This window comes from Acidimangrovimonas pyrenivorans (assembly GCF_042643245.1).
Lineage (GTDB): Bacteria > Pseudomonadota > Alphaproteobacteria > Rhodobacterales > Rhodobacteraceae > Acidimangrovimonas > Acidimangrovimonas pyrenivorans.
Genome location: NZ_JBHRSK010000004.1, coordinates 651,150 through 670,447, shown reverse-complemented (window position 1 = coordinate 670,447; position 19,298 = coordinate 651,150). Strand labels below are relative to the sequence as shown.

The 19,298-nt window shown below is 68.4% G+C and carries 17 protein-coding genes; 12 read left to right on the top strand and 5 right to left on the bottom strand.

Features of this window, described 5'->3' with window-relative positions; all coding sequences use genetic code 11:
- Positions 1–123: 123 nt before the first annotated feature.
- A complete protein-coding gene (locus ACFOES_RS06090) occupies positions 124–1,470 on the top strand; it encodes an amidase (protein ID WP_377832308.1) in 1,347 nt (448 codons plus the stop codon).
- 36 nt (positions 1,471–1,506) lie between these two features.
- On the opposite strand, the gene ACFOES_RS06085 is transcribed toward ACFOES_RS06090, so the two are convergent.
- Positions 1,507–2,133, bottom strand: a complete 627-nt coding sequence (locus ACFOES_RS06085; RefSeq protein WP_377832307.1) for a TetR/AcrR family transcriptional regulator — start codon at positions 2,131–2,133, stop codon at positions 1,507–1,509.
- Positions 2,134–2,277: 144 nt separating this feature from the next.
- Between ACFOES_RS06085 and ACFOES_RS06080 the strand changes: the two genes are divergently transcribed.
- The 6 genes from ACFOES_RS06080 (at position 2,278) to ACFOES_RS06055 (ending at position 7,298) form a co-directional block, all read left to right on the top strand.
- Positions 2,278–3,366, top strand: a complete 1,089-nt coding sequence (locus tag ACFOES_RS06080; RefSeq protein WP_377832306.1) for an ABC transporter substrate-binding protein — start codon at positions 2,278–2,280, stop codon at positions 3,364–3,366.
- A gap of 63 nt (positions 3,367–3,429) precedes the next feature.
- Positions 3,430–4,242 (top strand): ABC transporter permease, encoded by an 813-nt coding sequence (locus ACFOES_RS06075; RefSeq protein WP_377832305.1) that lies wholly within the window; start codon positions 3,430–3,432, stop codon positions 4,240–4,242.
- Positions 4,242–5,030, top strand: coding sequence for an ABC transporter ATP-binding protein (locus ACFOES_RS06070; protein ID WP_377832304.1), 789 nt, complete (start codon positions 4,242–4,244; stop codon positions 5,028–5,030). Before ACFOES_RS06075 ends, ACFOES_RS06070 begins: the two co-directional genes overlap by 1 nt.
- Positions 5,027–5,806, top strand: a complete 780-nt coding sequence (locus tag ACFOES_RS06065; RefSeq protein ID WP_377832303.1) for a creatininase — start codon at positions 5,027–5,029, stop codon at positions 5,804–5,806. Before ACFOES_RS06070 ends, ACFOES_RS06065 begins: the two co-directional genes overlap by 4 nt.
- Positions 5,806–6,570 (top strand): SDR family NAD(P)-dependent oxidoreductase, encoded by a 765-nt coding sequence (locus ACFOES_RS06060; protein ID WP_377832302.1) that lies wholly within the window; start codon positions 5,806–5,808, stop codon positions 6,568–6,570. Before ACFOES_RS06065 ends, ACFOES_RS06060 begins: the two co-directional genes overlap by 1 nt.
- The gene (locus ACFOES_RS06055) at positions 6,567–7,298 is read left to right on the top strand and encodes an SDR family NAD(P)-dependent oxidoreductase (protein ID WP_377832301.1); all 732 of its coding nucleotides are present in this window, start codon (positions 6,567–6,569) and stop codon (positions 7,296–7,298) included. Before ACFOES_RS06060 ends, ACFOES_RS06055 begins: the two co-directional genes overlap by 4 nt.
- On the opposite strand, the gene ACFOES_RS06050 is transcribed toward ACFOES_RS06055, so the two are convergent.
- Together ACFOES_RS06050 and ACFOES_RS06045 are read right to left on the bottom strand one after the other, a co-directional pair.
- Positions 7,295–9,130, bottom strand: coding sequence for a histidine kinase N-terminal 7TM domain-containing protein (locus ACFOES_RS06050; protein ID WP_377832300.1), 1,836 nt, complete (start codon positions 9,128–9,130; stop codon positions 7,295–7,297). The two genes, ACFOES_RS06055 and ACFOES_RS06050, sit on opposite strands and share 4 nt — an antisense overlap.
- 374 nt (positions 9,131–9,504) lie before the next feature.
- Entirely contained in the window at positions 9,505–11,247 is a 1,743-nt protein-coding gene (locus ACFOES_RS06045) for a PhoX family protein (RefSeq protein ID WP_377832299.1), read from the bottom strand.
- 288 nt (positions 11,248–11,535) lie between these two features.
- Here ACFOES_RS06045 and ACFOES_RS06040 point away from each other — a divergent pair, with 288 nt between their 5' ends.
- Positions 11,536–13,143 carry an FMN-binding glutamate synthase family protein gene (locus ACFOES_RS06040; RefSeq protein ID WP_377832298.1) on the top strand — a complete coding sequence of 536 codons (1,608 nt, stop codon included), beginning with the start codon at positions 11,536–11,538 and terminating at the stop codon, positions 13,141–13,143.
- A gap of 75 nt (positions 13,144–13,218) precedes the next feature.
- Here the strand turns inward: ACFOES_RS06040 and ACFOES_RS06035 are convergent, their stop codons facing one another.
- Positions 13,219–13,872 carry a hypothetical protein gene (locus ACFOES_RS06035; RefSeq protein ID WP_377832297.1) on the bottom strand — a complete coding sequence of 218 codons (654 nt, stop codon included), beginning with the start codon at positions 13,870–13,872 and terminating at the stop codon, positions 13,219–13,221.
- Positions 13,873–14,104: 232 nt separating this feature from the next.
- Entirely contained in the window at positions 14,105–14,671 is a 567-nt protein-coding gene (locus ACFOES_RS06030) for a YcbK family protein (protein WP_377832296.1), read from the bottom strand.
- 351 nt (positions 14,672–15,022) lie between these two features.
- Here ACFOES_RS06030 and ACFOES_RS06025 point away from each other — a divergent pair, with 351 nt between their 5' ends.
- The 4 genes from ACFOES_RS06025 to ACFOES_RS06010 are packed head-to-tail and all read left to right on the top strand — an operon-like array spanning position 15,023 to position 19,275.
- The gene (locus tag ACFOES_RS06025; protein WP_377832295.1) at positions 15,023–16,621 is read left to right on the top strand and encodes a L,D-transpeptidase family protein; all 1,599 of its coding nucleotides are present in this window, start codon (positions 15,023–15,025) and stop codon (positions 16,619–16,621) included.
- A 45-nt stretch (positions 16,622–16,666) separates the two neighbouring features.
- Positions 16,667–17,758: a UDP-3-O-(3-hydroxymyristoyl)glucosamine N-acyltransferase gene (gene lpxD / locus ACFOES_RS06020; protein ID WP_377832294.1), complete on the top strand. Its 1,092-nt coding sequence runs from the start codon at positions 16,667–16,669 to the stop codon at positions 17,756–17,758.
- A gap of 33 nt (positions 17,759–17,791) precedes the next feature.
- Positions 17,792–18,058: an acyl carrier protein gene (locus tag ACFOES_RS06015; RefSeq protein ID WP_377832293.1), complete on the top strand. Its 267-nt coding sequence runs from the start codon at positions 17,792–17,794 to the stop codon at positions 18,056–18,058.
- 8 nt (positions 18,059–18,066) lie between these two features.
- The gene (locus tag ACFOES_RS06010) at positions 18,067–19,275 is read left to right on the top strand and encodes a beta-ketoacyl-[acyl-carrier-protein] synthase family protein (RefSeq protein WP_377832292.1); all 1,209 of its coding nucleotides are present in this window, start codon (positions 18,067–18,069) and stop codon (positions 19,273–19,275) included.
- Positions 19,276–19,298 lie beyond the last annotated feature (23 nt).

The following is a 19,298-nucleotide window of genomic DNA, read 5'->3' as shown; positions in this document are numbered from 1 at the left end:
GCCTAGCGCGGCGCCTCGGCGAGAACGATGGGAATTTGCCGCCTGGGGACGGATCGGGGCGGATGGCTGGCCGTTGCACGGGTTTGCGGCTAATGCTGAGCGAAACACGGGGCGGAGGGACGCATGACGGGCATGGAGATTTCGCAGGCCGAGGACCTGCTGGCGGCCGGGGCGGTGGCGCTGCGCGACCGGCTGGCGCAGGGGAGGCTGACGGCGGTCGAGCTGGTCACGGCCTGCCTGACCGTGATCGCCGCGCGCGAGCCCGAGATCCAAGCCTGGGCCTGGCTCGACGCCGATCATGCGCTGGCCCAGGCAGAGGCGCTGGACCGGCGGCGCGCGGCCGGCGCGGCGCTGGGGCCGCTGCACGGGTTGCCGGTGGGGCTGAAGGACGTCATCGACACCGCGGGCATGCCGACCGAGAACGGCACGCCGGCCGATGCCGGCCGGGTGCCGCAGCGGGATGCCTGGATCGTCGCCCGGCTGCGGGCGGCGGGGGCCGTCATCCTGGGCAAGACGGTGACGACCGAGATGGCCTTCCTGCATCCGAGCCGGACCCGCAACCCGTGGAACACCGCCCACAGCCCGGGCGGCTCCTCGGCCGGGTCGGCAGCGGCGGTCGGCGCGGGCATGGTGCCGTTGGCCGTCGGCACCCAGACCGGCGGCTCGGTGATCCGCCCGGCCGCCTATTGCGGCGCGGTCGGGTTCAAGCCCAGCTTCGGCGCCATCCCGCGGACCGGCGTGCTGCTGCAATCGCATACGCTGGACACGCTCGGCGTCTTCGCCCGCGCGGCCGCCGATGCCGCGCTGATCGCCGAAGTGCTGTTCGGCCACGACCCGCAGGACAGCGCGACCCGGCCGCTGCCGGTGCCGGCGCTGAATGATGCGGCGCGCGGGGAGGGGCCGGCGCCGCGGCTCGCCTTCCTGCCGCCGCCGCAATACGATCTCGCCGACCCGGAGATGGTGGGGAAGCTCGAGGCCTTCGCCGCCGGGCTGGAGGGCTGCGAAACCCTGCCGCCGCTGCCTGACCTGGAACCGGCGGTCGAGGTCCGTACCCGGATCAACGCCGCCGAGATGGCGAAATACTATGCCGGCTACAACGACCGCCACCGGGACCTGCTGTCGGAGGAGATGACGGCCTTCCTTGACAGCGGCAACGCGGTGCGGGCGCTGGATTACCTGGCGGATCTGGACTGGCGCGGGCGGCTGAACGCGCAACTGGACGATATTTTCGACCGTTGCGACGCGGTCCTGACGCCGGCGACCACGGGCCCGGCGCCGGAAGGCTTCGCGACCACCGGCAACGCGGTCTATAACGGCATCTGGACGCTCTGCGGCACGCCGGCGATCACCCTGCCGCTGACCCGGGCGTCGAATGGGCTGCCGCTGGGGCTGCAACTGGTCGGGCGCCGGGGCGAGGATGCCCGGCTGATGCGCGTGGCGGCCTGGATCGAGCGGCGGATCGCGGGGTAAGGGGCCGGATAAGGGGCCGGACTAGGGGCAGGGGGCTTAGCCCGCCTGCAGCGCCGCGCCGACGCTGAACAGCGCCTTGAGGTCGCGTTGCAGCAGGGCGTCGACCTCTTCGCTGGTGATCTCTTCCGACGAGACATACTGGATGAAGCGCGTGTTCTGGACGTGGAACAGCGCCTTGCCCAGGTCGTAGGCGACGATGTCGGCCGGCACCTTGCCCGCCGCCTGCAGCGCCTCGACCTCGCGCACCAGCGCCAGCGAAAGCTGGTGGTCGAGCGCCCGGTAGGACTTGCCGAAGCGCGATTCGGTGTCGGTGATCGAGGCGGCGATGACCTGGCGCCAGATGCCCTTGTCGAGGCCGGTGAGAACGTGGTCGCGGACGATCCGGGCGAAGCGCAGGGTCAGATCCGTCAGCGTGCCGGAGTGTCCTGCCAGCATCGGCCCCAGCTTCTCGACCAGCTCGCGGTCGCTTTCCGCCACCAGCGCCAGCAGCACGCCCGACTTGGTGCCATAGTAGTTGTGCACCGTCACGCCGGACACCCCGGCATGCTCGGCGATCGCCTCTATGGTCGTGTTTTCATGGCCGTATTTCGCGAACAGGGCGCGGGCTGCGGCAATGATGCGCTTTCGGCGGTCGGCTTTCTGTCTTTCCCTGAGTCCCGACACGGGCGTCCTCCGACTGGTTTGGTCTCTCCTAACCGGTTCGGCGCGGAGATGCCAACAAACTTAGCGTGGAAAAACTTTTTATTGAATAAAAAATTTGATGACGTACAGTAATTGCCAGTCCACAGCCACTCAGGGGGATTTCACATGCGCCTTACCAAGTCTCTTTTTTCGGCCGCCGCCCTGGCGTTCGGCCTTGCTGCCAGTCTCGGGGCCGGCCTCGGGGCCGGGGCCGCTTCGGCCAAGGAAACGGTCAATGTCGGGATCTGCGTCTCCTGGCCCGGCTACGCGATGCTTGAAGTCGCGAAGGAGAAGGGCCTGACCGGCGATTACGATCTCAACATCACCATCTTCGAGGACCCGCTGGGCGGCCATGCCGCGCTCGCCGCGGGCCAGATCGACGTCTATGGCTGCACCGCCGATTACACCCCGCTGGTGGTCGAGCGCGGCACCGACGTCGTCAACGTCGCCTTCCTCAACCCGTCCTATGGCGTCGATCACATCATCCTGGCGCCCGACACCAAGGTCTCGGACCTCAAGGGCAAGAAGGTCGCCGCGCCGCAGGCCTATATCGGTCAGCTGCTGATGGGGCTGTGGCTCGACAGCCAGGGCATCGGCCCGAAAGACGTCGAATGGGTCAACCTGAACGCCGACGAGGCTGTCGGCCCGATGCTCTCGGGCGACCTGTCGGCCGCCTATATGTACGAGCCCTGGATCTCGAAGGTGCTGGCGGCGCAGCCGGGCGCCAAGAGCGTCGTCGACACCACCGATCCGGCGATGCTGAAGACCGGCATCTTCATGGACGCGCTCTACATGAACAAGAACTTCATCGAGAAGGACCGCAAGGCCGCGCTCGCCGTGCTCAAGGCGCGTTGGGACGGGCTGGGCTACTGGCACAGCCACGTCGAGGAGACCAACAAGCTGATGGCCAAGTTCCTGCAATGGCCGGAAGAGGACATCAACTACGTCATCGGCACCAACGGCAAGAGCCTCGAGGGCGGCATCTACATGTTCGACTTCGACGAATCTGCCCGCGTCTGCGGCGTGCTCGACGGCGAGCCGCCGTTCGGCATGGCCAACGGCTCGATGGTCGACACCGTCGCGCTGACCAACGAGTGGTGGATCAAGCTCGGCCTGATGAAGAACAAGATCGACCCCGCCAAGGGCATCGACTGCTCGCTGATGGGCGACCTGGTGAAGGCGGGCTACCGCCAGTCCTTCACCGCCAACAACTGATCCGGCCAAAGTCCCGGCCGGGCGCCCCGCGCGGGCGCCCGGCTTCCACAGATCGAGGCTTTCATGTCCAAGTCATCCCGCGGCCGGCCGCGCCGCTTTCTCGAAGTCCGCAAGCCGATCCCGCGCAGCCAGGCGCTGATCTCGGCGCTCGGCATCTGGGTGCTGTTCTTCGGCATCTGGGTCCTCGCCTCCGCGCTGGGGCTGGTGAACGAACTGCTGGTGCCGGCGCCGCAGCAGGTCTTCGCCTCCATCATCGACCTCTTCGCCCGCGGCTTCGTCTCGGATGTCGGCATCTCGATCGGCCGCGTCGTCATCGCCTTCGCCATGGCCAGCGCCGTCGCCGTGCCGCTGGGGGTGATGATGGGCACCTTCCCGGCGATCGAGGCGATCTTCGCCCCCTTCGTCTCGGCCTGGCGCTACCTGCCGGCGCCCTCCTTCATCCCGATCCTGCTGATGTGGTTCGGCACCGGCGAGGCGCCCAAGCTGGCACTGCTGTTCCTCGGCGTGATCTTCTTCCTGATCACGCTGGTGATGGACCACACCAAGAACGTCCGCAAGGAACTGATCGAGACCGCGCTGACGCTGGGCGCAAACCGCAAGGTCACCGTGTTCAACGTCGTGCTGCCGGCGGTGCTGCCCGATGTCGTCGTCGCCATGCGGCAGATGCTGGCCGTCACCTGGACCTACCTGGTGATCGCCGAGATCGTCGCCTCCACCACCGGTATCGGCGCCATGATGATGCGCGCCCGGCGCTTCCTGAAGACCGACGAGATCCTGGCCGGGATCATCGTCATCGGCGCCTTGGGTCTGCTGTTCGACATGCTCTTCGCCGCGCTGCACCGCTGGCTGTTCCCTTACCTGCGGGAGAAACGCTGATGACCGATCCCGTCCTCCGTCTCAACGCGGTCTCGAAGGAGTTCGACCTCGGCCGCGGCAGGCGCCTGACCGCCGTCGACAAGGTGTCGTTCGACATGGGGCCGAACGAGATCTGCGTGTTGCTCGGCCCCTCGGGCTGCGGCAAGTCGACCGTGCTGCGGATGATCGCCGGGCTGGAAGACCCGACCGGCGGGCAGATCCTGCTCAACGGGCACGAGGTCCACGGCCCGGGCCAGGACCGCGGCATGGTATTCCAGGCCTATACCTCCTTCGACTGGCAGACCGTGCGCAGGAATGTCGAGTTCGGCATGAAGATCAACGGCGTGCCGGCGCGCGAGCGGCGCGAGAAGGCCGAGCATTTCATCCGCCTGGTCGGGTTGTCGAAATTCATCGACGCTTATCCGACGCAGCTGTCGGGCGGCATGCGCCAGCGCGTCGCCATCGCCCGGACGCTGGCCAACGGGCCCGAACTGCTGCTGATGGACGAACCCTTCGGCGCCCTCGACGCCGAGACCCGCTGGCACATGCAGGAGTTGATGATCGACGTCGCCGAGGAAGCCAATACCGGCATGGTCATCGTCACCCATGACATCGAGGAAGCGATCTTCCTCGCCGACCGGATCATCTTCCTCTCGGCCCATCCCGGCCGGGTCAAGGAAGAGATCGTGCCCGCGTTCAAGCAGGGCAAACGCTATGACGACAAGGAGCAGTTCGTGCAGTTGCCGGGCTACGCCGATCTGGAACGCAAGATCATGCGGCTGATGCGCGAAGAGGGGGCGAAGGAATGAAGGACGAGCTGAAATCGGTGCTGATGGCCGAGATGACCTGGCCGGAATATGCCGCGGCGCTGAAGGACAACCCGGTGGTGTTCCTGCCGACCGGGGCGCTGGAACAGCACGGGCCGCACCTGCCGATGGGCGTCGACCACCTGCTGCCCACCGCCATCGCCCGCGACATCGCCGAGGAAGTCGGCGGCGTCGTCGCCGCGCCTGTCACCTATGGCTACAAGTCGATGACCCGCTCGGCCGGCGGGCCGTTCTTTCCCGGCTCGACCGGGCTCGACGGCCAGACGCTGAGCCATATCGTCCGCGACATCATCCGCGAACTGGTGCGGCACGGCGCCCGGCGGATCTGCGTCCTCGACGGCAATTACGAGAACCTGTGGTTCCTGAATGAAGGCATCGACCTGGCGATGCGCGAGGTCGGTCCTACCGGCCTGCGTGTCATGTGCCTGCAGCATTGGGAGTTCCTGACCGAGGAGACGCTGGGCCAGGTTTTCCCCGAGGGCTATCCGGGGATCGAGCTGGAACATGCCGCGGTGCTCGAGACCGCGCTGATGATGCATTACTACCCGCAGCTTGTGCGTTTCGATCTGGTGCCCGACAATGACGCCGCCGCCGCGCCGTGCTACGACGTCTGGCCGCCGCGCCGCGACTGGGTGGCGCCGGAGGGGTCACTGATCTCGGCCAAGGGGGCGTCGCCCGAGAAGGGGGCGCTGATCGCCGGGCAGTATCGGCGCGACATCACGGCGGCGGTGAAACGCGAGTTCTACGAGCTGGGCTGATGAAGGCATCTTTCGATTTTTCCGGCACCTCGGTCCTCGTCACCGGCGCCAGCCGGGGCATCGGCTACGGCGTCGCCGAGGGCTTCGCCAAGGCCGGCGCCGACCTGATCGTGCTGGCCGAGAGCGACCGCATCGCCGAGGCGGCGGAGGCCCTGCCGGGCAATGTCCGCGCGATCCGCTGCGATATCTCGGACCGGGCGGCGGTGTCCGCCGCGCTGGCCGACATCGCGGCGCTGGACGTGCTGGTCAACAATGCCGGGCTGGAGCGGCCGACGCCGCTGACCGGCGGGGCAGAGGCGGTCGAGAATTTCGACCGGGTCATCGACATCAACGTCAAGGGCACCGAGAACGTCACCCGCGCCCTGATCTCCCGCATCCGTGACGGCGGGAGGATCATCCTGACCTCGTCGATCTGGGGCAAGACGGCGGTGGCCGAGTTCTCGGCCTATGTCGCCTCGAAACACGCCAATATCGGCCTGATGCGGGCCTGGTCGAAGGAGCTCGGCCCGCGCGGCATCACCGTCAACGCGGTCTGCCCCGGCTGGGTCAGGACCGACGCGGCGATGGCCTCGCTGCGGGCGATGGCGGCGCGCACCGGCCAGCCCGAGCAGGCGCTGCTGGACGAGATCATCGCCGGGCAGTCGCTGGGCGGGCTGATGCAGCCTGCCGACATGGCCGGGCTCTACCTCTATCTCGCCAGCGACGCGGCGGCGAACATCACCGGGCAGGCGATCAATATCGACCGCGGCGAGGTGATGGCATGACGCTGGCTGGCCAGACCGCCATCGTCACCGGCGGCGCCCGCGGCATCGGCAAGGCAATCGCGCTGGCGCTGGCCGGGGCCGGGGCCCGCGTTGCCATTTGCCACTACCAGGACCCGCAGGCCGGGGCCACGCTGGCCGAGTTGCAGGCCCATGCCCCGGCGCTGGAAATGAGCGCCGATGTCGCGGACGAGGCGCAGGTGATAGGCTTCTTCGACCGGGTCGAGGCCGAGCTGGGCCGGCCCGGGATCGTCGTCAGCAATGCCGGCATCCTGCACGAGGCGCCGTTCGCCGAGACCTCGGTCGAGGATTTCGATCGCGTCATCGCCGTCAACCTGCGCGGCACCTTCCTGACCACGCGCGAGGCGGCGCGGCGGATGGAGAAGGGCCGCATCCTCACCATCGCCTCGGACCTCGGCCTGCTCGGGCGCGAGCGGCTGGGCAGCTACTGCGCCTCCAAGGGCGGCGTCATCAGCCTGACCCGCAGCCTCGCCCGCGAGCTGGCGCCGGACATCCTCGTCAACGCCATCGCCCCGGGCTCGGTCGCCACCGACATGACCAGCCCCGAGAGCATGAGCGCCGAGGCGCTGGCCAAGGACCTCGCCACCCCGCTGGCGCGCTTCGGCAAACCGGAAGAGATCGCCGCGATGGCGCTGTTCCTCGCCGGGCCGGGGGCGGGTTTCGTCACCGGGCAGGTGATCGGCGTCAATGGCGGCAGCGCGATGTACTAGGAGGCGAGCGGCGCGGCGGCCGGCTGGTCGCCTTCCTTCAACAGCGGCAGCTCGATGAAGAAGGTGGTGCCCTCGCCGGGCGTGCTGGTGTAGTCGATATGGCCCTCGTGCATCTCGACGATGCGGCGGGTGATGCTCATGCCCAGGCCCGAGCCGTTCACCTTGCGGGTATCCGAGGCATCGAGCTGGGTGAAGGCGCCGAAGACCTTGTCATGCGAGCCCTCGGGAATGCCGATGCCCTCGTCATGGACCGAGACCCGCGCCATGCCGTTGCGGCGCTCGAGCGTCACGGTGACCGTGTCGCCCGCCTTGGAGAACTTGAAGGCGTTCGACAGCACATTGGCCAGCACCTGCAGCAGCCTGCCGTGATCGCCGCCGACATAGAGCGGGCCCTCGACCAGCGACAGGCGCAGCGAGACCGAGAAGGAGGTGCCGTAGCCCTCGTTGGCCTCGGCCGCTTCCTTCACCAGCTGGACCAGATCGACGGGCGCGCGCTGGAAGGTCATCGCCCCGGCCTCGATCCGGTTGAGGTCGAGCAGGTCGTCGATCAGGGCATGGAGCCGGTCGGAATTGCTGGCCGCGATCTGGAGGATGCGGCGGGCCTCGGGCTTGAGTTCGGCGAAGATCGGCGAGTTCAGCAGCGACAGCGCCCCCTTGATCGAGGTCAGCGGCGTGCGCAGCTCGTGGCTGACGGTCGAGACGAACTGGGTCTTGGCCTGGCTGGCCTCGCGGGCGCGGTCGGCGGCGAGGCGCAGCGAGGTGGCGGCGCGCTGCTGCTCGCTGATGTCGACCAGCTTCAGGAGCCAGCCCAGCGAGGCGCGGGTCGGCGCCAGCGGGTTGATGATCGGCAGCAGCCGCGGATCGAAGGCGCGGTCGTCGCGCAGGATCGGCGCGACGCTGTGGCTGCGGTCGGGATTGCGCAGGCGGGCCAGGATCGGGCCGAGCTGTGCCATCTCGGCCAGCGGCGTGCCGATCTCGGGCAGGTCGCCGCCAAAGACCCGCTGGGCCTCGGGATTGTAGCCGACCAGCCGTTCGTCCGGATCGGTGATCAGGATCGGGTCGCGGGAATCGTAGAACAGGATATCGCGGGCGATGCCGCTGATATCCATCATCCGGTTGTTCAGCACCAGCCAGCCGAAGGCGCCGAGGACGATGGAGAACAGGAACGGCGTCGGGTCGAAGCCGAACAGGGTGAAGCCGCCGAGGACATAGGCGAGGTTGCCCACGACCGGCCCGGCCGTCATGCCCAGCAGCACGACGAAGAAGCCCCGGAAGGCGGGCGAGCTGCGCCAGATCGCCGACAGGCCGATCAGGATCGAGGCCAGCATGAACAGGTAGTCGTAGACCACGGCGACATAGAACAGCGGCCCGTGGACATAGGCGCCCGACATCCGGCCGTCGACCATGACCATGCGGGTCGCGGCGCCGTAGAACAGGTGGTGCCAGCCGTCGGTGAACGCCATCAGCCCGATCAGCACCGGGCCGGTCAACAGCAGCGCCAGCCGCCGGCGGCGGCCGCGGGCACTGTCGGCGCCCTGCTCGTCGCCGATCGCGTAGTCGTAGAAGAACAGCGCCCAGGCGGTGGGCAGCAGCACGATGCCGGGCCAGGCGGCGCGGGCCCAGAACAGCTTGCAGTCCAGATCGGTCGAGGCGAGCTCCATGCCGGCGGTGAACAGCCACCACAGCATGGCGTAATAGGCGGCGCTGAAGGCCTGCTTGCCGGGGAAGCGGCGCCCGCGCCAGACCCAGATCCGCATCGCGGTCAGCCCGATCAGAAGGACCGAGACCGCAAGAACCGGAAAGTCGAGGGTCAGGGACGTGAGGCAGGGCAAGATATCGGGTCCTGTTGGCTGCGTGAGCGGGGGCGACGGAAACGCGATCGTGCGCGCGGTGACGCTGGCGCAGAACTTGGCAATACTGTTGTCAGTATTGCGGCAATAACATGGGCACAACTGGAATTGGTTCCCCGCCTCCGGCCCGGCCAGGAGTGTGGCTGAAATCCAGCGGCAGGGTGAAGACCCGGGAACAAGTGGTTGGCGGATGGCGGGAAGCCGGCAGGGTCGGCTGCCCGTGCGGCGGGCATGGCGCTCCGTCGGGGCCGGTGCTGCAACCGGGCCTTGCGCTCAGGCGAGAGGGCGCAAGAAAACGGGGCCCGGAAAACCGGACCCCGCTGCCGTCCAGACCTGCTGGCCCGGGCGGGCCGGGATCAGTCCATCGCCGGGAACGGACCGATATAGCCGACATAGGCGCGGGCGTCGGCCGGCTCCTTGATCTTGTCGCTGTCCGACTCGCCATAGGGATGCTGGATCACCGCCGTCATGTAGGCATGGCCGCCGACATTCGGATACCAGTAGACCGAGGTGGTCTCAGAGCCGTAGGGCGAGGTCAGGATCCGGGTCATCTCGCCCGAGGTCAGGTTATAGGCCCAGACGACGTCGTTCTGGTGGCCCGAACCGGTATCCTCGCCGATGATCAGCGTGTCGTGGCCGGTGATGAAGGTCAGGTTGTCCGGGTTGGCGATGCCGTCGATCTCGCAGCTGTTGCCGGCATATTCGCTGCCCTCGGCATAGGCGCTCGGCCGGCCGGTGACGAGGCCGGTGGCCCTGGTGGCGCGGTAGCCGCCGTCGAGGGTCAGCTCGTAGACCGCGCCGCACTTGTTCTTGGCCAGGCGGATGTCGTTGCGGCCGCCCTTGTCGTGCTTGGCGCCATCTTCCATGCCCTTCTCGATCGACGAGATCGCCAGGTAGGCGGTGTTGGTCGCCGGGTTGTAGGCGATGCCCTCCATCTTGCGGAACTCGGTGGTGGCGCCCATCATCGAGGCGAAGCGGCGGGTTTCGACACGGCTGGCGACGGCCTCCATGCCCGGCTTCACTTTCAGGCATTCGGCCTTGGCGGCGGCGTTCGAGGCCAGGAAGCCCTCGGGGCAGCTGCCGTCCTTGCCGATCTCGGCGGTCTCGAACAGGTCCGAGAAACTCACGCCGCCCTCGATCGCCTTCTGCACGGTGGCGTCGTCGGCAGGACCGAGGTTGACCCAGTCGAGATCGGCGGCGCCGGCGCCGCTGCCATCGGTCTGGCGCCACCTGGCGGCGTAGAGCGTGCCGGCCGACAGATCGCCGGCCTGATCGGCGACGAACATGTAGAGGCCGCCATTGGTGCCGTCATCGGTGATGTAGGCGGTCTTGTTGTCGGGCATGACCTTGGCCAGCTCGACCGCGACCCGGCCCATGGCGAAATGCTTGGTCGCGGTGCCGTTGCCGTCGGCGCTGACCGAGACCTCGGTCGGGTAGCCGTAGCGGTAGGGCTTGTAGGCGGCGCGGAAGTCGTCGAGCGTCATCGTCGCCGGATCGACGCCGAGGAAGCGCACCATCGGCTTGTCGTAATCGCTGATGTCGTCGAGCGATTGCGCCGCTTCCCAGGTGCGGGCGTCCGACGGGTATTCCTCCGAGCCCAGATGGGTGTTCCACGGCGTCACCGACCCGGCGCAAGGCACCCAGAGGCCGCTATAGGCGGTGAAGTCGATCGGCTTGGTCGAGACCGGGGTCAGCATGCCGTCGGCATCCTGCTTCAGCTCCGACAGGTACATCGCGCCCGGGCGCGATTCGAAATGGGTCACCGAGTAGAGCTTGTCGCCCACCGGCAGCAGCGAGGTGAAGTCGGGCGCCGGCGAGGCGTCCATGCCGCTGCTGGCGTCGGCGACGCCGTTGCCGTCCTTGTCGACCAGCATGCCGAAGGTGCCGCTGCCGATCTTGTCGCCGCTGCGGGCGAGCAGGCGGAAGCCGATCGCGGCCTCTTTGCCGTCGATCGTGGCACTGGCCGAGGCCGCCACCTGGCGCTTGGCGGCATCGGTCTTGGCGAAGGGCACGGGGGCGAAGCTGATATCGCCGGCAAAGCTCGTCAGCGGCACGGCGACCAGCGCGGTCGCGGCCAGCAGGGCGGTGCGAATGTTCATCATGCGTCTCCTGATTGCGGAAGGGGCCGCGAGAGGGCGGCCCGGAGGAGGCGATCTAGGCGCTTGAGATGAAGGTAACGTGTCCGTGAGGTAACGTGGCTGTGAACTGTGCGTGAGCGACCGGTTTGTCGCACCGCCGCCCCGTTCCCGCCATCGCGTGCGGGGCTGGCAGGGTATCGGTGTCGCCTGCCCGCAGCGGCGGCCCGGGGCTGGTCCCCCGACGCGAGTTCTGCCAGCATGGCGGCAAGGTGGCACAAGCCCGGGGACGGGAAAGACGGGGAGAGACGGATGGGACAAAGCGGTGTGTTGACCCGCTACGCGGTGCTGATCGGGGTGGCGGTGTTGACGCTGGCCAGCCTTGCCGGCGCCGTCTTCCACCCCTGGGGGCTGCTGCCGCTGGCGATCTTCGGCTTCCTCACCGCGCTGGGCGTCTACGACATCCTCCAGCGCCGTCATTCGATCCTGCGCAATTACCCGGTGCTGGGGCATATGCGTTTCCTGTTCGAGGGCATCCGTCCCGAGATCCGGCAATACCTGATCGAGAGCGACCAGGACGAGGAGCCGTTCTCGCGCGATGCCCGCTCGACGGTCTACCAGCGCGCCAAGGGGGTCGAGGACAAGCGGCCCTTCGGCACCCGCCAGCGGGTCTATGACGCCGGCTATACCTGGCTCACCCACTCGGTCCAGCCGCGCCACCTGACCGACAGCGATTTCCGGGTGGTGATCGGCAACGAGGCCTGTTCGAAGCCCTATGCCGCCTCGCTCTACAACATCTCGGCGATGAGCTTCGGCGCGCTCTCGGCCAACGCCATCCTGGCGCTGAATACCGGGGCGAAGATGGGCGGGTTCGCCCATGACACCGGCGAGGGCGGGATCAGCCGCTACCACCGCCAGGGCGGCGGCGATCTGATCTACGAGATCGGCTCGGGCTATTTCGGCTGCCGCGCCCCCGACGGGACGTTCTGCCCCGACCGCTTTGCCGAGCAGGCGGCGGACGACCAGGTCAAGATGGTCGAGATCAAGCTCAGCCAGGGCGCCAAGCCGGGCCATGGCGGCATGCTGCCGGCCTCGAAGATCAGCGAGGAGATCGCCGAGGCGCGCGGCGTGCCGATGGGCGTCGACTGCGTCTCGCCGCCCGCCCACAGCGCCTTCTCGACGCCGCTCGAGATGATGGAATTCATCCAGCTGCTGCGCGAACGGTCGGGCGGCAAGCCGGTCGGCTTCAAGCTCTGCATCGGCCACCGGCGCGAATTCATGTGCATGGTCAAGGCGATGCTGGAGACCGGGGTGGTGCCCGATTTCATCGTCGTCGATGGCAAGGAGGGCGGCACCGGCGCGGCGCCGCTGGAATTCGCCAACCATGTCGGCATGCCGCTGGTCGAGGGGCTGACCTTCGTCCACAACACCCTGCGCGGCGCCGGGCTGCGCAAGCAGATCCGGATCGGCGCCGCCGGCAAGCTGATCTCGGCCTTCGACATCGCCCGGGCCTTCGCGCTGGGCGCCGACTGGGCCAATTCGGCGCGCGGCTTCATGTTCGCGGTCGGCTGCATCCAGGCCCAGGCCTGCCACACCAACCGCTGCCCGGTCGGGGTGGCGACGCAGGACCCGCTGCGCCAGCGCGCGCTCGATGTCGAGGACAAGAGCCGGCGCGTCGCCCGCTTCCACGCCAACACGATGAAGGCGCTGGCCGAGATGGCCGGGGCGGCCGGGCTCGACGATCCGCGCGCCTTCCTGCCGCGGCATTTCATGCAGCGCGGCCCGGATGGCGAGATGGTCGAGGGCGACGACGCCTTCCCCTACCTGCCCGAGGGCTTCCTGATCTCGGGCGAGGGCGATGCCGATTACCTCAAGCGCTGGAACCGGGCCAGCGCGGCCAGCTTCGCCCCGCCGGATTGAGACGGCGGATTGAGTTGCCGGATTGAGTTTGCGGATTGAGTTGCCGGGGTCAGGTCGGCGGATCGGGGCGGCGGATCAGGGCGGTGCCAGCCCGCTCAGCCAGACCAACAGCGGCACCGGGGCGACGGCAAGGGCGACGGTGAGCAGGAAGGCCCCCGGAGCGTAGAGCCGGCTGAGCCCGGCCACCAGCGCGATGCCGCCGCCGCCGCCGACCAGGGTATTGCCCGGCAGGTTGAACAGCAGCGCCAGCAGAACGTGGCGATGGCGCAGGGCATGGGGCGCCAGCCGGCCGGGCAGGTGGCTGCAGAGCCAGTCGATCCGGGCGGCGCGCTCCATCGGCGCAAGGGTGGCGACGAGCTGCGCCGCGCGCGGCAGGCGCAGCACGGCCAGCAACCGCCCGAGCCGGGCATGGGACAGCAGGGCGCCGGCGGCAAAGGCGAGGCTCAGGCCGGCGACCGTGGCCAGGTAGACCGGCAGGACGACCGGGGCGCCGCCGGCCAGCAGCAGGGTAAGGCCGATCTCGACCCCGGGCACGAAGGGGACGGCCAGCAGCAGCGCATAGGCGACCAGCAGGGCGACCAGGAGCCCGGTGTCGAGCGCCGTGCCCGCCTTGAGCGCGGCGTCCTCCGCCAGCGCCCAGCCCAGCAATGCGCGCAGGGCGAGGATGGCGGCGGCGAAGAGGGCCAGCCGCAGGATCAGGCGCAGGGGGCGGGCAAGGCGGTCGGGCATGGGCGGAGCATCGCCCGCGGGGCGCGGGAAGTCGAGTGCGCCGGGGCGGGCTACGAAACCGTGTTCGTCAGTTCCGCTGGATGACGTGAACTACGCATATCGCGCGATCCGGCGGGCCGGCCAAAGAAACGGGCCGGCCAAAGTAACGGATTTGACCAAAGAAACGGGCCTGGCCAAAGAAAAAGGCGCCCGCGGGCGCCTCAGACTGGTGAACCGTGCGGGACGGTGGGGCTTACGCGCCCCAGGTGCGCACCGGGCCGCAATCCATGTGGACGAAGTCCGAATGGGTGTATTTCCCGACCCCGCCGGCGCGGCAGGACAGGGCGGCGCGGTAGATCTGCGACACGCTGCGGTCCTTCAGCCGCAGGTCGGCGGCCTCGCCCTTCATGTGCAGCGAATGCTTGGCGACCGCCCTCGAACGGCGGCGCAGCATGGCGTTGGTCTGCGGGCTGCGGTAGCCCGAGAGCAGCATGTAGGGTTCGGAGACGTCGAGCAGCGCGTGGGTCGCCGCGACGATGTCGATGGTGCGCCGGTCGATGGTCTTCGTGGTATGGGTGCGCCAGTCGCGCATGAAATAGGTGATCTCGTCCAGCGCCTCGGGGATGTACTTGCCGTCGACCCAGTAGATCAGGTCGAGATGTTCGCCGGTGCGGCCCGAATACATCTTAACCCGGCGGATGTCGCCACCGCCGCGCAGGAAGCCGAAGGCGTTGGCATAGGTCGGGGCCGCCACTACGCTGGTGACCGCGAAGGCACGCAGCAGCCCGCGCCGCGTGAAGCCCGTCGATTTTTCCGTCATTGGATTTGCCTGTCCCGTCTGTCAGTGCGCCGCGTGTTTTTTGCGGCATTCTCATCTCATCCCCAGATGTGCCATTTTTATCGCATACCCGGGCGCTCGACCCAAGGTTTCATTGGGGAAAATTCGGATAGCGATGGGATATCGGCGAATTTTCGCTTAAATTGGTATCGGCCACCGGCGGTCTCTGGCCGGAAGGGCCGGGCGTTGCGGAACTGTGACAGGACTTGTCGTTGTGGCGAGGGCGTGAGTGGACTTCCCCGGGGCAATCCGGGAGGGTGCGGTCTTATCGGCGCGAAAAGGATATTTGAGGGCGGAATGGCGGTTCGAACGGCAAGCGCGGGCAGGGCTCTGATGACGGCGGTGGCGATGGCCGCTGCGGTGACGACCGGGGCGGTCGTCGGGAGCGTGGGGCCGGCGATGGCGGCGCAGGAATTGCCGGTGCTGTCGCCCTTCCGCCAGGCGATCGCCGCGGCGGCGGGAAGCGACCGGGCGCTGGCCGCCTTCTACCAGGCGCGGGATTACGAGCCGCTCTGGACCGGGCGCGGCGATGCCCGCCGGCGCGAGGCGTTCTTCCGGGCGCTTTCGGGCGCCGGGGCGCAGGGCCTGCCGGTGCGGCGCTACGATCCGGCGGTTCTGGCCCGGGCCTTCCGCGAGGTGCGCACCGAGCGCGATCGCGACCGGCTGGAAGTGCTGATGAGCGAGGCCTTCCTGCAATATGCCCATGACGTCCAGACCGGCGTGCTGACGCCGTCCAAGGTCGATCCCGACATCAAGCGCAAGGCGCCGCTGCGCGACCGTCGCGCCACCATCGAGGCCTTCGCCAAGAGCAGCCCCGCGGCCTTCCTGGCCCAGCTGCCGCCGCACAATCCCGATTATGACCGGCTGCTGAAGGCCAAGCTGGACATGGAGCGCCTGGTCGCCCGCGGCGGCTGGGGCCCGACGGTGCCGGACGGCAAATACGAGCCCGGCGACAGCGGCCGCGGCGTCATCGCGCTGCGCAACCGGCTGGTCGCGATGGGCTACCTCGGCCGCACCGCCTCGGCGCGCTATGACGGCATGCTGCAGCACGCGGTGCAGCTGTTCCAGGCCGATCACGGGCTCAACGCCGACGGTGTGGCCGGGCGCGACACGGTCCGCGCCCTCAACGTCTCGGCCCGCGACCGGCTCAAGTCGATCATCGTCGCGATGGAACGGCTGCGCTGGATGAACATGGACCTCGGCAAACGCTATGTCTGGGTCAACGAGGCCGATTTCACCGCCCGGGTGGTCGATGACGGCAAGACCACCTTCGAAACCCGCGCGGTGGTGGGCAAGAACGGCAAGGACACGCGCAGCCCGGAATTCTCGGACCAGATCGAGTTCATGGTGGTGAACCCGACCTGGAACGTGCCGCGCTCGATCGTGACCAAGGAATACCTGCCGATGCTGCAGAAGAACCCGAACGCTGTGAGCTATCTCAAGCTGATCAATTCCAGCGGCCAGACGGTCAGCCGCGACGGCATCGACTTCACCCAGTTCACGGCGCAGGACTTTCCCTTCGAGCTCAAGCAGCCGCCGTCGGCGCGCAACGCGCTGGGGCTGGTGAAGTTCATGTTCCCCAACAGGTACAACATCTATCTGCATGATACGCCGACGAAATACCTGTTCAAACGCGACACGCGGGCCTATAGCCACGGCTGCATCCGGCTCAACGATCCGTTCGATTTCGCCTATACCCTGCTGCGGCCGCAGACCTCCGATCCCAAGGGCGTGTTCAAGGCGGCGCTGGCGACCGGGGTCGAGACCATCCTGAACCTGAAGAAGCCGGTGCCGGTGCACCTGGTCTACTTCACCGCCTGGCCGACGGCGCGCGGGACGATGACCTATCGCCGCGACATCTATGGCCGCGATGCCGAGATTTTCGACGCGCTGGCCAAGGCCGGGGTGGCGTTGGACGGCGTTCAGGGCTAGAGCGGGCGCAGGCGGCAGCGGGCCGCCGGCAGCACGGAGCCGGGGATGGGCTATCGCATCGCAGAGATCGCCGAGGCGCTCGGCGCGCGCGCCGAGGGGGCGCTCGACCTGGTGATCGAGGGCGCGGCCGAGCCGGCGCAGGCGGGACCGACCGACCTGGCGCTGGCGATGGATCCGAGATACGGCGAGGGGCTGGCGCAGGGCGCGGCGCAGGCGGCGATCCTGTGGGAGGGCGCCGACTGGCGCGCGCTCGGTCTGGCCGCCGCGCTCTTCGTGCCGCGGCCGCGCTACGCCCTGTCGGGGCTGACCCGGCTGCTCGATCCCGGGCCCGAGATCGCGCCGGGCATTCATCCCAGCGCCGTGATCGACGCGACCGCCGAGATCGGCGCGGGCGCGGCGATCGGGCCTTTCGTGGTCATCGGCCGGGGCGCGCAGATCGGCGCCAACGCCCGCATCGCCGCCCATGCCACCATCGCCGAGGAGGCCCGGATCGGCGCCGACGCGCTGCTGCTGGCCGGGGTGCGGATCGGCGCCCGGGTGGTGATCGGCGACCGCTTCATCGCCCAGCCCGGCGCGGTGGTCGGGGCGGACGGGCTGTCCTTCGTCACGCCGGAGAAGTCGGGGGTTGAGGAAGTCCGCTCAAGCCTTGGACAACGCAGCGAAATCCGGGCGCAGAGCTGGACCCGCATCCATTCCCTGGGATCGGTGGCCATCGGCGACGATGTCGAGCTGGGCGCCAATACCTGCATCGACCGCGGCACCATCCGCGACACCGAGATCGGCAGCGGCTGCAAGCTCGACAACCTGTGCCACATTGCCCACAACGTGGTGATGGGCCGCGATTGCCTGATGGCGGCGCAGTCCGGCATCGCCGGCTCGACCCGGACCGGCGACCGGCTGGTGATGGGCGGCCAGTCCGGCCTGGCCGACAACCTGCAGATCGGTGACGACGTCATCATCGCCGCCGCCACCAAGGTGCTGTCGAACGTGGCCTCGGGCCGGGCGATGATGGGCTACCCGGCGGTGAAGATGGAAAGCAACATCGAAAGCTACAAGAACCTGCGGCGGCTGCCGCGGCTTTTCGCGCAGGTGGCGGAGCTGCAAAAAGCGGTTTCAAAGCTGGCGCAGTCTGAGTAAACACGGCCACGCAGGCGGCGAGGGAAGCGGCGTATGACGGACAGCGTGAAGGACAGGGTGATCGCGATCATCGCCGAACAGGCGGTGCTCGAGGTGCCGGACGTGAAACCCGAAGCGACGCTCGAGGAGCTGGGGATCGACAGCCTCGGGCTGGTCGAGTCGATCTTCGCCATCGAGGAAGCCTTTGATATCTCGGTGCCATTCAACGCCAACGATCCTTCGGAGAGCGATTTCGACATCTCCTCGGTGGCTGCGATCATCGCCGCGGTCGAGGGGCTGGTCGCCGAGCAGAAGGGCTGAGCCTTGCGATGAACCGCGTGGTCATCACCGGGGCCGGAACCATCAACGCGCTGGCCCATGACGTGCCCGGCACGCTCGAGGCGTTCCGCGAGGGGCGCTGCGGCATCACGGAGCTGGATATCCGCGATGTCGAGCGGCTGTCGATCCGGATCGGCGGCCAGGTCCATGACTGGGATGCCGAGAGCCATTTCAACCGCCAGCAGATCGTCCTCTACGACCGCTTCACCCAGTTCACCCTGCTGGCCGCGCGCCAGGCCGTGGCCCAGTCGGGGCTGAATTTCGACGGCCGGCTGGGCTACGAGGCCGGGGTGGTGCTGGGCACCGCCGGCGGCGGCGTCAACACCTGGGACGACAATTACCGGGCGGTCTACGAGGAGGGCAAGAACCGCGTCCACCCCTTCGTCGTGCCCAAGCTGATGAACAACGCCGCGGCCAGCCACGTCTCGATGGCGCATAACCTCAAGGGGCCGAGCTTCACCGTCGCCACCGCCTGCGCCAGTTCCAACCACGCCATGGGCCAGGCCTTCCACATGATCCGCTCCGGCATGACCAAGGCGATGCTGACCGGCGGCTCGGAATCGATGCTGTGCTTCGGCGGCATCAAGGCCTGGGAGGGGCTGCGGGTGATGTCGCGCGATGCCTGCCGGCCGTTCAGCGCCAACCGCAACGGCATGGTGCAGGGCGAGGGCGCGGCGATCTTCGTCTTCGAGGAATACGAGCACGCCCGGGCGCGGGGCGCGGAGATCCTGGCCGAGGTGGTCGGCTTCGCCATGACCTCGGACGCCGCCGACATCGTCATGCCGTCGATGCAGGGCGCGGCGCGGGCGATTTCCGGCGCCCTGCGCGACGCCCGGATCGCTGGCGAGGAAGTGGGCTACATCAACGCCCACGGCACCGGCACCGCCGCCAACGACAAGACCGAATGCGCCGCCGTCGCCGATGTCTTCGGCCACCATGCCGACGCGCTGATGATCTCGTCGACCAAGTCGATGCATGGCCACCTGATCGGCGGCACCGGCGCGGTCGAGCTGCTGGCCTGCATCATGGCGCTGCGCGACGGGGTGATCGCGCCGACCATCGGCTACCAGGAGCCCGACCCGGAATGCGCGCTCGACGTGGTGCCGAACGAGGCGCGCGAGGCCAGGGTCGAGGTGGTGCTGTCCAACGCCTTCGCCTTCGGCGGGCTGAACGCGGTGCTGGCCCTGCGCCGGGTGTGAGCCGGCGCGGCGGCTGCGCCGCG

Excerpts from the sequence above, each read along its gene's own strand:
- ACFOES_RS06090 (WP_377832308.1), top strand. The coding sequence starts at position 124 with ATGACGGGCATGGAGATTTCGCAGGCCGAGGACCTGCTGGCGGCCGGG.
- ACFOES_RS06080 (WP_377832306.1), top strand. The coding sequence starts at position 2,278 with ATGCGCCTTACCAAGTCTCTTTTTTCGGCCGCCGCCCTGGCGTTCGGC.
- ACFOES_RS06075 (WP_377832305.1), top strand. The coding sequence starts at position 3,430 with ATGTCCAAGTCATCCCGCGGCCGGCCGCGCCGCTTTCTCGAAGTCCGC.
- ACFOES_RS06070 (WP_377832304.1), top strand. The coding sequence starts at position 4,242 with ATGACCGATCCCGTCCTCCGTCTCAACGCGGTCTCGAAGGAGTTCGAC.
- ACFOES_RS06065 (WP_377832303.1), top strand. The coding sequence starts at position 5,027 with ATGAAGGACGAGCTGAAATCGGTGCTGATGGCCGAGATGACCTGGCCG.
- ACFOES_RS06060 (WP_377832302.1), top strand. The coding sequence starts at position 5,806 with ATGAAGGCATCTTTCGATTTTTCCGGCACCTCGGTCCTCGTCACCGGC.
- ACFOES_RS06055 (WP_377832301.1), top strand. The coding sequence starts at position 6,567 with ATGACGCTGGCTGGCCAGACCGCCATCGTCACCGGCGGCGCCCGCGGC.
- ACFOES_RS06045 (WP_377832299.1), bottom strand. The coding sequence starts at position 11,247 with ATGAACATTCGCACCGCCCTGCTGGCCGCGACCGCGCTGGTCGCCGTG.
- ACFOES_RS06040 (WP_377832298.1), top strand. The coding sequence starts at position 11,536 with ATGGGACAAAGCGGTGTGTTGACCCGCTACGCGGTGCTGATCGGGGTG.
- ACFOES_RS06035 (WP_377832297.1), bottom strand. The coding sequence starts at position 13,872 with ATGCCCGACCGCCTTGCCCGCCCCCTGCGCCTGATCCTGCGGCTGGCC.
- ACFOES_RS06030 (WP_377832296.1), bottom strand. The coding sequence starts at position 14,671 with ATGACGGAAAAATCGACGGGCTTCACGCGGCGCGGGCTGCTGCGTGCC.
- ACFOES_RS06025 (WP_377832295.1), top strand. The coding sequence starts at position 15,023 with ATGACGGCGGTGGCGATGGCCGCTGCGGTGACGACCGGGGCGGTCGTC.
- lpxD (WP_377832294.1), top strand. The coding sequence starts at position 16,667 with ATGGGCTATCGCATCGCAGAGATCGCCGAGGCGCTCGGCGCGCGCGCC.
- ACFOES_RS06015 (WP_377832293.1), top strand. The coding sequence starts at position 17,792 with ATGACGGACAGCGTGAAGGACAGGGTGATCGCGATCATCGCCGAACAG.
- ACFOES_RS06010 (WP_377832292.1), top strand. The coding sequence starts at position 18,067 with ATGAACCGCGTGGTCATCACCGGGGCCGGAACCATCAACGCGCTGGCC.